We start from the raw sequence: 13,143 nt of genomic DNA on the forward strand, positions 1-13,143 counted from the left end.
CTGTGCTCCCGATCAGAAGACGTTCAGTAGCCATTTGCCCGGGCCCATCATCGGCAGCTTCATCCGGCCGAGGCAGGCCCACATGGTGAGCTGGTTGGCGGTGAGGACGGGTTTGCCGAGGGCCTGTTCCAGCGGCTCGATCACGTCGTAGGTGGGCAGGTTGGTGCAGCTGACGAAGATCGCCTGAGCCTGCGGGTCGTTCGCGCCGACGATGCGTTCGGCGATGGTGCGGTAGTTGACTTTCCAGATGCCGCCGCCCAGGCCGAGATGGTCGGAGCGGATGACGGTGCACCCGGCCTCGCCGAGGAACTCGTGCAGTTTGCCGGTCAGCACCTCGTCGTACGGCGTCAGCACCGAGAGCCGGGTGATGTCGAGGTGCCGGATCGCCTCGAGCAGCGCGCCGGAGGTGGTCACCGCATCCAATGCGCCTGCGGCGCAGATGGTTTCCCGTAGGGATCGTTCGTACTCGAGCCCTTTGATGAAACTGCCCGAGGTGCACAGGTACGCCACCACTTCCGGCTCGACGTGCAGTACGTCGCGGGTCGCGGTGGTCAAATGCGCCGGATTCGAGACGAGTTCGGCCATCGCCAGAGAGACGGGGACGGGTTCGTACGGGGTACGGGCCAGATGCAGGCTCACCTCCATCGGTGCCCAGCGCCAGAGCTCGCGCTCGAGCGCGAGGTCGAACGGCGCGATGATACCGATGCCCCGCTGTGCGACCGGGCCCTCGATATCCGGGAAGCTGAGTTCCATACGGCCCCTCTCGCACTCAGCTGGGTAGACCTCCGAACGCGATCGGATTGTTGACAATCATACGATGCGATCTTAGTGTGTCAATGTGGAAACGGGCCCCATTGTCACCGTCCTGCACAGTGACCGCGTGCCCGAGGCGGATCTGATGGCCGCCGTATCGGCTCGGGCCACTGTGCGTTATACCGAGGCAGCCGGTCTCGCGACCGCGCTGCGCGGTGCCGACGTGCTGTTCGTCTACGACTTTCTGACCCGCGCCCTGCCCGGCGCGTGGCCCGCGGCCGACCGGCTGCAATGGTTGCACATGGGCTCGACCGGGGTGGACCCGGCGATGTTCCCGGAACTGCGGGCCAGCGACGTCGTGGTGACCAATACGCGCGGCCTGTTCGACACGGCCATCGCGGAATATGTGCTGGGGCAGATCCTCGGCTTCGCCAAGGACCTGCCCGGAGCGCTGCGCAGACAGCTGCGCCACGACTGGGAACATCGCGAGAACGAACGGGTGGCGGGCGCCACCGTACTGATCGTCGGCACCGGCTCGATCGGCCGCGCCATCGCGCGACTGCTGCGCGCGGCCGGGATGAACATCCGGGCGGTGGGCCGGCGAATGCGCTCGGACGACCCGGATTTCGGCGCGGTGGGCACGGACCTGCACGCCGAGCTACCTGCGGCCGACTACGTGGTGGCGATCGCCCCGCTGACGCCACAGACCCGGAACATGTTCGGCGCGAGGGAATTCGCCGCGATGAAACCGCATGCGAGGTTTGTCAACGTGGGCCGCGGGGAACTCGTAGTTACCGACGATCTGGTCGCCGCCCTCGGTGCCGGGTCGATCGCCGGGGCGGCGCTCGATGTGGTCGCGCCCGAGCCGCTGCCTCCCGACCACCCGCTGTGGGATCTGCCGAACGTGTCGATCACACCGCACAATTCGGGCGATTTCATCGGCTGGCGGACCGAGATCGTCTCCGTGTTCGCCGAGAACTTCGACAACTGGATCGCCGGCCGGCCACTGCGCAACGTGGTCGACAAAGAGCTGGGGTACGTGCCCGGCTGAAGGAGCCATGAGGATGAGCTACCCCGATATCAACATTCCGACCGAGCCCGCGGCGATGACCGCCGTCCAGTTGGTCTCGGCCTATGCCGCGGGCGCGCTCTCCCCGGTCGAGGCGACCGAGGCCGTGCTGGCCGCCATCGCCGCCAACGATCCGGCGGTGAACGCGTACTGCCTGGTCGATCCCGATCGGGCGCTGGTGCAGGCCAAGGACTCCGAGGCGCGCTGGCATTCCGGGCACGCGCGCGGACTGCTCGACGGTGTGCCCATCTCGATCAAGGACATCTTCCTCACCGAGGGCTGGCCGACGCGTCGCGGCTCCACGTCGGTCGACCCGGCGGGTCCGTGGACGGTGGACAGCCCGGTGGCGGCGCGGCTGCGCGAGGACGGCATGGTCTTCCTCGGCAAGACCACGACGCCCGAAATCGCTTGGAAGGCGGTCACGGACAGCCCGCTGACCGGGATCACCCGCAATCCGGTGGATCCGGCGACGACGGCGGGCGGCTCCTCCGGCGGTAGTGCGGCGGCGGTCGCGGGCGGGATGGGGCCGGTCTCGGTCGGCACCGACGGCGGCGGCAGCATTCGTATCCCGGCGGCGTTCTGCGGCATCGTCGGTTTCAAGCCGACACACGGGCGGATTCCGCTGTATCCGGCGAGCCCGTTCGGGCCGCTGGCGCACGCGGGCCCGATGACCCGCACGGTCGAGGACGCGGCGCTGCTGATGGACATCCTCTCGCTGCCCGATCCGCGCGACCCGACGAGCCTCGCGCCGCCCCTGACGACGTTCCGCGGCCAGGTGGTGCGCGACGTGCGCGGACTCACCGTCGCCTATTCGCCGACCCTGGGCTACGCGCAGGTCGATCCCGAGGTGGCCGCCCTGGTCGACGCCGCGGTCCGCAAGCTCGGCGAGGCCGAATTACGGGTGGCCACAGCCGATCCCGGCTTCGCCGATCCGCGCGAGGCGTTCGAGCTGCTGTGGGCGGCGGGTGCCGCCACCATGCTGTCGAAATTTCCCGCGGGGTCGCGCGAGCGGGTCGATCCGGCGCTGGGCGAGGTCTGGGATGAAGGGAATGCGGTGCGCGCCGTCGACTATCTCGACGCGCGCAACGAGGCGGCGCAGCTCGGCATCACGATGGGGGCCTTCCACACGGCCCACGATGTGCTGATCACCCCGACGATGCCGATCACCGCGTTCGCCGCGGGCCACGATGTGCCGCCGGGCAGCGGCCTGACGAGCTGGCCGCAGTGGACGCCGTTCACCTACCCGTTCAACATGACTCAGCAGCCCGCGATCAGCATCCCGGTCGGCACCACCGCGGCCGGACTGCCGGTCGGGCTCCAGATCGTCGGCCCGCGCCACTCCGACGATCTGGTCCTCGCCGTCGCCCGCTACGCCGAACACGTTCTGGCACAGTGAAAATGCGCGTCGGCCGCCGTGGCGGCCGACGCGCATTTCTCCTGCCCCCGCGCACATGCCGTGCGCGGGTAGCGAATTCGCGTACGGGGGTCAGGCGCGGGCGAAGGCCAGCGTCTCGCCGGAGACGCCGTGCAGCCACAGGTCGTTGCAGGCGGCGGCGATATCGGCCAGGCCCTCTTCGATCGTGGCGAAGACGTTGCCGGGCACCCAGCCCATGTCGCCGTTGATGAGCAAGTTGTTGCGGCCGTAGAAGATCGCCAGATCGGTCGCGCCCTGGTCATGGTGGGCGGTGGAGCCCGGCTCGTAGCCGTAGGCCGGGTTGCCGATCTCCCAGGCCTCGAAATCGAACAGGCAGACATCGCCCGGGATCGGTGTGACCGTCGGGTTCTCCCGATGCGGGGCCGCGCCGATGCGGGGGACCAGGGTGTAGACCTCGTTGCGGGCGTACTTGGCGTGGAAGGCGTCCCCCTCCTGCGGGAGCGCGTCCCACACGGCGGCGCAGGTGTGCGGCGCCTCGGCGTCGAGCAGCCGGGCGCGGCAGGTGACGGCGGCCTTGGTCAGGGTGATGGTGATGAAGCGAGCCATTGCTGTCTGCTTTCTGTTGTCGCGCGGATCGATGTGCGGACTCACAGGGCGGCTGTTCGGCTGATCCGAGGTTATCGCCGCGGTAGGCCGGGCGCACGCGCTGTGGCGACCGGCTCAGAGTTCGGCCAGGACCTCGCTCCAGATCGCGAGCGCGTCATCGACCTGGCTCGCGGTGACGATCAGCGGCGGGATCATGCGCACCACGTTCATGTGCGCGCCGCAGGTGAGTAGCAGCAGTCCCTTCTCGACCGCGCGCCGCTGTGCCGCGCTCGCCGTCTCGGTATCGGGTTCGCCTGTCGCGGTGGTGAATTCGGCTCCGGCCAGCAGGCCGAGGCCGCGCACGTCACCGATCGCCTTGGTGGCGCTCGCGCGCAACCCGTCGAGCAGTTGCGCGCCCCGGGCGGCGGCGTTGTCCACCAGGTGCTCGGATTCGATGACCTCCAGGGTCGCCACCGCGGCCGCGCAGGCCACGGCGTTGCCGCCGTAGGTGCCGCCCTGCGAACCCGGCCAGGCCTTGGCCATCAGCTCGCGCGAGGCCGCGATGCCCGAGAGCGGGAACCCGCTGGCGAGCCCCTTCGCGATGGTGATGATGTCGGGTCGCACGTCGAAGTGCTGGTGCCCGAAGAACTTTCCGGTGCGCCCGAACCCGGTCTGGATCTCGTCGAGCACGAGCAGGATGCCGTGCCGGTCGGCGCGTTCGCGCAGGCCGCGGAAAAAGGCGGTGTTGCCGGGGATGTAGCCGCCCTCGCCGAGCATCGGCTCGACCACGAACGCGGCGGTCTCCGCGGGCGAGGTGAGCGTGGCGAACAGATAGTCGAGCTCGCGCAGCGCGAACGCGGTCGCCTCCTGCTCGGTCCAGCCGTAGCGGAACGCGGTCGGGAAGGGGGCCACGTGCACGCCCGACATGAGTGGGCTGAATCCGGCCGAGAACCGGGTGCCCGAGGTGGTCATGGTGGCCGCCGCGACGGTGCGACCGTGGAAACCGCCGTGGAAGACCACCACATTCGGCCGTCCGGTCGCCTGGCGCGCCAGGCGCAGCGCGGCTTCGATCGCCTCGCTGCCGGAGTTGGCGAAGAACAGCGCGTCCAGCTCCGGCGGCAGGACCGTGCCGAGACGCTCGATGAGCTGCAGCATCGGCCGGTGCATGACGGTGGTGTATTGGCCGTGGATCAGGCTGCCCACTTGGGCCTGGGCCGCCGCGACCACGTGCGGGTGGCAGTGGCCGGTGCTGGTGACGCCGATGCCGGCGGTGAAGTCGAGGTAGCGGCGTCCGTCGGTGCCGTACAGGTAGCAGCCGGTGCCGTGATCGACGGTCACCGGGGTGGCCTGGCGCAGAACGGGCGAAAGTTCGGTCATGGTGAGCCGCCTCCCGGGCAGTGGTGCGATCGCAACATCCGCAGATTGTCTATTGTCGGATTGTTGACAATATGCATAACATGGCGGGGGAGGTCGCAGCAATAGCCTGCGGATGCCTCCTGGCAGCGAAAGGAGTCCGGCGCCGATGCTCACCGAGACCTTGTCCGCCGCGGAGCGGGCCGTAATCGACACCGTGCCAACGGGTTTGTATATCGACGGGCAGTGGTGCGCGACGAATGCCGAACTGCCCGTGCTGGATCCGGCCACCGGCACCGTGTTGTGCGCGGTCGCCGACGCGGGCCCGCAGGACGGGCTCGACGCGTTGACCGCGGCGCACCAGGCCCAGGCGGCCTGGGCGGCGACACCGCCGCGAACCCGCGCCGATCTGCTCATGCGTGCACACCACGCGCTGCTCGACGACACCGACCGGCTCGCGCTGATCACGACGCTGGAGATGGGCAAGCCGCTCGCCGAGGCCCGCGGCGAAATCGCTTATGCCGCAGAGTTCTTCCGCTGGTTCGCCGAGGAAGCCGTCCGTTCGGACGGTGGCTACCTCCCCGCTCCCGCGGGCGGCTCCCGCTTCCTGGTGACCAAGCAGCCGGTGGGCCCCAGCCTGCTGATCACGCCGTGGAACTTCCCGATGGCCATGGGCGCGCGCAAGATCGCGCCCGCGCTCGCCGCCGGCTGTACCTGTGTGGTGAAACCTGCTGAGCAGACGCCGTTGTCGATGCTCGCGCTCGCCGATCTGCTCGATCGCGCCGGCCTGCCGCGCGGCGTCGTCAACGTGCTGACCACCGCCGACCCGGGCGCGCTGATGACGCCGCTGATCGCGGACGAGCGCTCGCGCAAACTGTCCTTCACCGGGTCCACCGCCGTCGGCAAACGGCTGCTCGAACAGTGCGCGCGCACGGTCATGCGCACCTCGATGGAGCTCGGCGGCAACGCGGCGTTCATCGTGTTCGACGACGCGGACCTGGACGAGGCTGTCGAGGGCGCGCTCGCCGCCAAGATGCGCAATATCGGGCAGGCCTGCACCGCGGCGAACCGAATCTTCGTGCAGCGCGGCGTCGTCGACGAGTTCGCCGCCCGGCTCGCCGAGCGGATGGCGGCCTTGCCGATGGGACGTGGCACCGAGCCGGGAGTCGTCGTCGGGCCGCTGATCGACGCCGACGCGGTCACGAAGGTCGCCGAACTCGTCGCCGACGCGCGCCGCCGCGGCGCCCGCGTCCTCACCGGCGGCACCGTGCTCGACGGGCCCGGCAACTTCTACCCGGCCACCGTGTTGGTCGGCGTGCCGGACGATGCGGCGATGTGCCACACCGAGATCTTCGGTCCGGTCGCCTCGATCACGACCTTCGACACCGAGGACGAGGTGGTCGCCCGCGCCAACAACACGCCCTACGGCCTGGTCGGCTATGTCTTCACCGAGCATTTGCGCCGCGGCCTGCGGGTGTGCGAGGCCTTGGAAACCGGCATGGTCGGGCTCAATCAGGGCGTGGTGTCCAACCCGGCCGCACCGTTCGGCGGCGTCAAAGAATCCGGGCTCGGCCGCGAAGGCGGGATGATCGGCATCGACGAATTCCTCGAGACCAAATACATCGGAGTGCGACTGTGACAGCGCCCAGGTACCGCATCGCGACCATCCCCGGCGACGGCATCGGCGTGGACGTCACCGCCGCCGCCGTCTCGGTGCTCGACGCCGTGCTGCCCGGCCTCGAGTGGACCGAATTCGATTGGTCCTGCGCGAAATATCTGAGCACCGGCCGGATGATGCCGCCCGACGGTCCCGAACTGCTCGCCGGTTTCGACGCGATCCTGCTCGGTGCGGTCGGCTTTCCCGGTGTGCCCGACCATGTTTCGCTGTGGGGTCTGCTGATTCCGTTGCGCCGTGCCTTCCATCAGTACGTCAATCTGCGGCCGGTCCGGCTGCTGCCCGGCACCGAATCGGCCCTGCGCGGGCGCAGCGCCGAGGAACTGGACATCCTCATCGTGCGGGAGAACTCGGAGGGCGAATACTCCGAGATCGGCGGCACGCACAATCCGGGCCGCGCGGACGAATTCGTGCTCCAGGAGTCGGTGTTCACCCGGGTCGGGTGCGAACGGATCATCCGGTACGCGTTCGAGCGGGCTCGGGAACGCGGTGGCCGGTTGTGCTCGGCCACCAAGTCGAACGGCCTGATCCACTCGATGCCGTACTGGGACAGCGTGTTCGAACGGATCGCCGCCGACTACCCCGATGTGCAGACCCGGCAGATGCACGTGGACGCGCTCGCGGCGGAGATCGTGCTGCACCCGGACCGGCTGGACGTGATCGTGGGCTCGAACCTGTTCGGCGACATCCTGTCCGACCTCGCCGCGGCCGTGACCGGCGGCCTCGGGCTCGCCCCCTCGGGCAATATCAACCCCGAGCGCACCGCACCGTCGATGTTCGAGGCGGTACACGGCAGCGCGCCCGATATCGCGGGCCAGGGCATCGCCGATCCGATCGCTCAGATCCTCGCGGGCGCAATGCTGCTCGACCACCTCGGCGAAACCGCCGCGGCGGCCGCGGTGGACCGGGCGGTGTGCGACGTACTCGGCAAAGGCGAGGTGCGCACGCCGGACCTGGGTGGCGAGGCGACCACGACGGAACTCGCCGCCGCCGTCGCGGACCGCGCTGCCGAACTGGTCGCCATCCCTCCGCGCTGAGCGGGTTCAGTTGGCCCGCAACAGTTTTCCCTTGCTCAGGTGGTCAACCAGATGGCCTCGGCCGCGGGACGGCCGAGGTCGGTGGGCGTTTCCCCGCTGCCGATGCGAATCGCGATGGTGCCCGCGAAGTCCCGGCGTTCGAGCACGGTGATCGCGGTGTCCAGGGCGATGCCCACGGAGTCGAAATAGCGCAGCATCTCCGGATCCGAATCGGAGATGCGCGCGACCCGGCCCGCCTCGCCCGCATGGAAGTCGCTGAGCTGACGAGCCGGCGGCGTGGGGACCGCGCCGTCCACCGACGGAATGGGATCGCCGTGCGGATCCCGGTCGGGATAGCCGAGTTTCGCGTCGATGCGCGCCACCAGCAGTTCGGAGACCGCGTGCTCGAGCACCTCGGCCTCGTCGTGCACCTCGTCCCAGCCGTAGCCGAGCTCGTTGACCAGGAAGGTCTCGATCAGCCGGTGCCGGCGCACCATCGCGATGGCGGCGCGGCGACCGCCCTCGGTGAGCGTGATCGACCCGTAGCGGGCGTGCTCGACCAAGCCTTGGTCGGCGAGTTTGCGCACCGCCTCGGACACCGTGGACGCGGAGACCCCGATCCGTTCCGCGAGCAGTTTGGTCGACACCTTCTCCTGCGACCATTCCTGCGCGGTCCAGATCACCTTCAAATAGTCCTGCGCCACCGAGGAGAGCACCGGCGCGATGGTCGCGGTGGTGCCGCGGGCCTCGCCCGGCACGGGGGCGTCGGTCAGCTCGCGTCTTGTGGCGATGTCTCGTTTACCGGGCACATACTCGAGCTTAAGCACAGGAGACCCGATTGACACAGCTCGCCGCACAGTGGAACCAGGGTTTCATCACCCGTACACAACTCCGGAAGCTGCGCGTGACATCAGCCACCCTCGCGGCGGGGTCATCGCCGGCACCGCCGTTGCGGCGACCGCCTTCGGTCGGACCGTGTTTCCGTGCGCGATATAAGCTGCGCGTGTGCAGAGATGGCGAGGTCTCGAGGACGTGCCCGCGGACTGGGGCCGATGTGTACTGACGATCGGTGTGTTCGACGGTGTGCACCGCGGACACGCGCAGTTGATCAGCAGAGCGGTGAAGAAGGCGGCCGCGCGCGGGGTGCCCGCGGTGTTGATGACCTTCGATCCGCATCCGATGGAGGTGGTCCGCCCCGGCTCGCATCCGGCGCAGCTGACCACCCTGACCCGCCGGGCCGAACTGGCCGAGGAATTGGGCGTCGACGTGTTCTGCGTGATGCCGTTCACCCAGGCCTTCATGAAGCTCACGCCCGTGCGCTACGTGCACGACCTGCTGGTCGAGCGGCTGCACGTGAGCGAAGTGGTGATCGGCGACAACTTCACCTTCGGCAAGAAGGCGGCGGGCACCGTCGACACCATGCGGGAGCTCGGCAAGCGCTGGGGCTTCGAGGTCGACGGCGTCAAGCTGCTCGGCGAACACGCGGTCACCTTCTCCTCCACCTACATTCGCGCCTGCGTCGACGCAGGCGATATGGCCGCCGCGGCCGAGGCGCTCGGCCGGCCGCACCGGGTCGAGGGCGTGGTCGTGCACGGCGACGGGCGCGGGCGCCAGCTCGGCTTCCCGACCGCGAACGTGGCGCCGCCGATGCACGCCGCGATCCCGGCCGACGGCGTGTACGCGGGCTGGTTCACCGTGCTCGGTCCCGGGCCGACCATCGGCACCGTCACCCCCGGTGAACGCGCGATGGCCGCGATCTCGGTCGGCACCAACCCCACCTTCTCCGGGCGCGCCCGCACGGTCGAGGCATATGTGCTCGACGGTGAAGCCGATCTCTACGGCCAGCACGTCGCGGTCGATTTCGTCGACCACGTGCGCGGGCAGCGCAAATTCGATTCGATCGATGAACTCATCGAGACCATGGGCCGCGATGTCGAGAACGCGCGAAAGGTGCTCGCCGCCGAAGGCAAGTGAATCCGGGCGGTGCAGGGCATCCCGACCGGGTGCATCGACCCGCGATTCGGTCTACCGCGTCCGTTCCGGTAAGGTAGATCCTCGGGTTTGCTGCGGTCCGCGGCGGCGCCCACACCCGGGTAACCGGAAATTCGAGCGCGGCACTGAAATAGGGAGTGGATGCCTCATGGCTCTGACCACTGAGCAGAAGTCGGCGATTCTGAAGGAATACGGCCTGCACGAGAAGGACACCGGTTCGCCGGAGGCCCAGATCGCGCTGCTGTCCAAGCGGATCTCCGATCTCACCGAGCACCTGAAGGTGCACAAGCACGACCACCACACCCGGCACGGCCTGCTCGCGCTGATCGGTCGTCGTCGTCGGCTCTCGAAGTACCTGGCCGCCAACGACATCCAGCGCTACCGCTCGCTCATCGAGCGTCTGGGCCTGCGTCGGTAATTTCGGCCGCGCGGGCGCGGCGTGGTTCGCGGCCTGTCTGCCAGCATCGCGGAGCGATTCGATGAGGGGCGGCGGTCGGGTGACGGGTGGGCCTCGCACCTCAGCTGTCGAGACTCGCGCCTACGGCGCATGCGCTTCGACAGCTGAGCTGCGAGACGGCCGCGAACGGGTCGCTCGAAAGGCTCGCTCCGTGGTGGCCGACCGAGAATGGTCGGCGCGACACACGGTTTGCGGAGGCCCACGAAGCTCAGCCAACGGGGAGACGTACAATCTCCCCGTTGGCTATTCGTGTATGGGGGCGACAGTGGATTTGTGCGCCTGTTACACGACGACATTTGGACAGCCGTAAGTACCCGCCCGCGTGGCGTCGGTCTTCGGTAGTGGCCTCCCGGCAGGGGATAGACCGCCGGCGGGCTTCGATCGATGACCGCCTCCGCGTCGCCGTGATCCAAGGGGATTCGGCCGGGTCTGCGCGTCGCCGCCAGGAGGGCTGCCGCGCGTCCGTACCCAGGTACGGCTGACGAAGCGCCGGATCGCGCCGCCCAAGCGCTCGAGCCGGCGAAAGACGAGAGGTTGAGAGAAGAGAATGACCGAAACAACTGAACGCAAGTCCTCGGCCGTCGAGGTCGAGCCCGGTGTGTTCGAATCCGTCGCGCTGATCGACAACGGCACGCTCGGTACCCGCACCGTCCGCTTCGAGACGGGCCGGCTGGCCCGGCAGGCCGCCGGTGCGGTCGTCGCCTACCTGGACGACGAGACCATGCTGCTGTCCGCCACCACCGCGGGCAAGTCGCCGAAGGACCAGTTCGACTTCTTCCCGCTGACGGTCGACGTCGAAGAGCGCATGTACGCCGCGGGCCGCATCCCGGGCTCGTTCTTCCGTCGCGAGGGCCGCCCGTCCACCGACGCGATCCTGACCTGCCGCCTGATCGACCGCCCGCTGCGCCCGTCGTTCGTCGACGGCCTGCGCAACGAGATCCAGGTCGTCGTCACGGTGCTGAGCCTGGACCCGAACGACCTGTACGACGTCGTCGCGATCAACGCCGCGTCCGCCTCCACCCAGATCGCCGGCCTGCCGTTCTCCGGCCCGGTCGGCGGCGTGCGCGTCGCGCTGATCGACGGCCAGTGGGTCGCGTTCCCGACCGTCGAGCAGCTCGAGGGCGCCGTGTTCGACATGGTCGTCGCGGGTCGCGTGGTCGAGTCCGGCGACGTCGCGATCATGATGGTCGAGGCCGAGGCCACCGACAAGGTCATCGCGCTGATCGAGGGCGGCGCGCAGGCACCGACCGAGGCCGTGGTGGCCGAGGGCCTCGAGGCCGCCAAGCCGTTCATCGCCCGCCTCTGCAAGGCGCAGGCCGACCTGGCCGAGCTGGCCGCCAAGCCGACCGGTGAGTTCCCGCTCTTCCCGCCCTACGAGGCCGATGTCTACGAGGCCGTCGAAGGCACCGCCAAGCGTGAGCTGGGCGAGGCGCTCTCGATCGCGGACAAGCAGGAGCGCGAGGCGAAGATCGACGAGATCAAGCTCGACGTGCTGTCCCGGCTCGGCGACGATTTCGCCGGCCGCGAAAAGGAACTGGGCGCCGCGTTCCGCTCGGTCACCAAGAAGCTGGTGCGCCAGCGCATCCTGACCGACGGCTTCCGCATCGACGGTCGCGGGCTCGCGGACATCCGCGCGCTCTCCGCCGAAGTCGCCGTGGTGCCGCGCGCGCACGGTTCGGCGCTGTTCGAGCGGGGCGAGACCCAGATCATGGGCGTCACCACCCTCGACATGGTGAAGATGGCCCAGCAGGTCGACTCGCTCGGCCCGGAGACCAGCAAGCGCTACATGCACCACTACAACTTCCCGCCGTTCTCCACCGGCGAGACCGGTCGCGTCGGTTCGCCGAAGCGCCGCGAGATCGGCCACGGCGCGCTCGCCGAGCGGGCCCTGATGCCGGTGCTGCCGAGCCAGGAAGAGTTCCCCTACGCCATCCGTCAGGTCTCGGAAGCGTTGAGCTCCAACGGTTCCACCTCGATGGGCTCGGTCTGCGCCTCGACCCTGTCGCTGCTGAACGCCGGTGTGCCGCTGAAGGCGCCGGTCGCCGGCATCGCGATGGGTCTGGTGTCGGACACGATCACCAACGACAAGGGCGAGGACGAGGTGCGCTACGTCGCGCTGACCGACATCCTCGGCGCCGAGGACGCTTTCGGCGATATGGACTTCAAGGTCGCGGGCACCAAGGAGTTCGTCACCGCGCTGCAGCTCGACACCAAGCTGGACGGCATCCCGTCGCAGGTGCTGGCCGGTGCGCTGAGCCAGGCGCACGACGCGCGCAACACCATCCTGGAGGTCATGGCCGAGGCCATCGACACCCCGGACGAGATGAGCCAGTACGCGCCGCGGGTCACCGCGATCAAGATCCCGGTCGACAAGATCGGCGAGGTGATCGGGCCCAAGGGCAAGGTGATCAACCAGATCACCGAGGAGACCGGCGCCAACATCTCGATCGAGGACGACGGCACGGTCTACGTCGGTGCGACCAACGGCCCCGCGGCGCAGGCGGCGATCGACCAGATCAACGCCATCGCGAACCCGCAACTGCCGAAGGTCGGCGAGCGCTTCCTCGGCACGGTCGTCAAGACCACCGCCTTCGGCGCGTTCGTCTCGCTGCTGCCGGGCCGCGACGGCCTGGTGCACATCTCGAAGCTGGGCAACGGCAAGCGCGTGGCGAAGGTCGAAGACGTGGTGAACGTCGGCGACAAGCTGCGCGTGGAGATCGCCGATATCGACAACCGCGGCAAGATCTCGCTGGTGCCGGTCGAAGAGGAGGCTGCCGAAACGGCCGCCGCGCCTGCCGATGCCGAGACCGTTGATGCGGGCGCGGCAGGGGCAGAGTAGTACTTGTCTCTGTGACGAAGAAGAAGACG

The 13,143-nt window shown here is 68.9% G+C and carries 11 protein-coding genes; 7 read left to right on the forward strand and 4 right to left on the reverse strand.

Annotation, left to right across the window (positions count from 1 at the left end):
* Positions 1-12: 12 nt before the first annotated feature.
* The gene (locus NVU01S_RS17385; RefSeq protein ID WP_042259028.1) at positions 13-753 is read right to left on the reverse strand and encodes a maleate cis-trans isomerase family protein; all 741 of its coding nucleotides are present in this window, start codon (positions 751-753) and stop codon (positions 13-15) included.
* A gap of 85 nt (positions 754-838) precedes the next feature.
* Between NVU01S_RS17385 and NVU01S_RS17390 the strand changes: the two genes are divergently transcribed.
* Positions 839-1,804 (forward strand): D-2-hydroxyacid dehydrogenase, encoded by a 966-nt coding sequence (locus NVU01S_RS17390; protein ID WP_043667059.1) that lies wholly within the window; start codon positions 839-841, stop codon positions 1,802-1,804.
* A gap of 28 nt (positions 1,805-1,832) precedes the next feature.
* The gene (locus NVU01S_RS17395) at positions 1,833-3,218 is read left to right on the forward strand and encodes an amidase (protein WP_209444775.1); all 1,386 of its coding nucleotides are present in this window, start codon (positions 1,833-1,835) and stop codon (positions 3,216-3,218) included.
* A gap of 90 nt (positions 3,219-3,308) precedes the next feature.
* On the opposite strand, the gene NVU01S_RS17400 is transcribed toward NVU01S_RS17395, so the two are convergent.
* Both NVU01S_RS17400 and NVU01S_RS17405 read right to left on the reverse strand, forming a co-directional pair.
* On the reverse strand, positions 3,309-3,803 hold the full coding sequence (locus NVU01S_RS17400) for a DUF3830 family protein (protein WP_042259026.1): 495 nt from the start codon (positions 3,801-3,803) through the stop codon (positions 3,309-3,311).
* 114 nt (positions 3,804-3,917) lie between these two features.
* Positions 3,918-5,159, reverse strand: a complete 1,242-nt coding sequence (locus NVU01S_RS17405; RefSeq protein WP_043667057.1) for an aspartate aminotransferase family protein — start codon at positions 5,157-5,159, stop codon at positions 3,918-3,920.
* A 145-nt stretch (positions 5,160-5,304) separates the two neighbouring features.
* Between NVU01S_RS17405 and NVU01S_RS17410 the strand changes: the two genes are divergently transcribed.
* Together NVU01S_RS17410 and NVU01S_RS17415 are read left to right on the forward strand one after the other, a co-directional pair.
* Complete coding sequence (locus NVU01S_RS17410) at positions 5,305-6,774, forward strand: NAD-dependent succinate-semialdehyde dehydrogenase (protein ID WP_156161490.1); 1,470 nt, start codon at positions 5,305-5,307, stop codon at positions 6,772-6,774.
* Positions 6,771-7,847 (forward strand): tartrate dehydrogenase, encoded by a 1,077-nt coding sequence (locus NVU01S_RS17415; RefSeq protein WP_043667054.1) that lies wholly within the window; start codon positions 6,771-6,773, stop codon positions 7,845-7,847. The genes NVU01S_RS17410 and NVU01S_RS17415 overlap by 4 nt, the downstream gene beginning before the upstream one ends.
* Before the next feature lie 35 nt (positions 7,848-7,882).
* Here the strand turns inward: NVU01S_RS17415 and NVU01S_RS17420 are convergent, their stop codons facing one another.
* Positions 7,883-8,551, reverse strand: a complete 669-nt coding sequence (locus NVU01S_RS17420; protein WP_175068900.1) for a metal-dependent transcriptional regulator — start codon at positions 8,549-8,551, stop codon at positions 7,883-7,885.
* 280 nt (positions 8,552-8,831) lie between these two features.
* Between NVU01S_RS17420 and NVU01S_RS17425 the strand changes: the two genes are divergently transcribed.
* The 3 genes from NVU01S_RS17425 (at position 8,832) to NVU01S_RS17435 (ending at position 13,114) form a co-directional block, all read left to right on the forward strand.
* Complete coding sequence (locus NVU01S_RS17425; RefSeq protein ID WP_043667049.1) at positions 8,832-9,800, forward strand: bifunctional riboflavin kinase/FAD synthetase; 969 nt, start codon at positions 8,832-8,834, stop codon at positions 9,798-9,800.
* 166 nt (positions 9,801-9,966) lie between these two features.
* Positions 9,967-10,236, forward strand: a complete 270-nt coding sequence (gene rpsO / locus NVU01S_RS17430; RefSeq protein ID WP_014986888.1) for a 30S ribosomal protein S15 — start codon at positions 9,967-9,969, stop codon at positions 10,234-10,236.
* 586 nt (positions 10,237-10,822) lie between these two features.
* Complete coding sequence (locus NVU01S_RS17435) at positions 10,823-13,114, forward strand: polyribonucleotide nucleotidyltransferase (protein WP_043667029.1); 2,292 nt, start codon at positions 10,823-10,825, stop codon at positions 13,112-13,114.
* The last annotated feature ends 29 nt before the right edge of the window (positions 13,115-13,143 follow it).

The organism is Nocardia vulneris, assembly GCF_001613425.1.
Lineage (GTDB): Bacteria > Actinomycetota > Actinomycetes > Mycobacteriales > Mycobacteriaceae > Nocardia > Nocardia vulneris.

What these genes read in the sequence shown, in the direction of transcription:
- NVU01S_RS17400 (WP_042259026.1), bottom strand. Translation starts at nt 3,803, where the DNA reads ATGGCTCGCTTCATCACCATCACCCTGACCAAGGCCGCCGTCACCTGC.
- NVU01S_RS17385 (WP_042259028.1), bottom strand. Translation starts at nt 753, where the DNA reads ATGGAACTCAGCTTCCCGGATATCGAGGGCCCGGTCGCACAGCGGGGC.
- NVU01S_RS17410 (WP_156161490.1), top strand. Translation starts at nt 5,305, where the DNA reads ATGCTCACCGAGACCTTGTCCGCCGCGGAGCGGGCCGTAATCGACACC.
- NVU01S_RS17405 (WP_043667057.1), bottom strand. Translation starts at nt 5,159, where the DNA reads ATGACCGAACTTTCGCCCGTTCTGCGCCAGGCCACCCCGGTGACCGTC.
- rpsO (WP_014986888.1), top strand. Translation starts at nt 9,967, where the DNA reads ATGGCTCTGACCACTGAGCAGAAGTCGGCGATTCTGAAGGAATACGGC.
- NVU01S_RS17435 (WP_043667029.1), top strand. Translation starts at nt 10,823, where the DNA reads ATGACCGAAACAACTGAACGCAAGTCCTCGGCCGTCGAGGTCGAGCCC.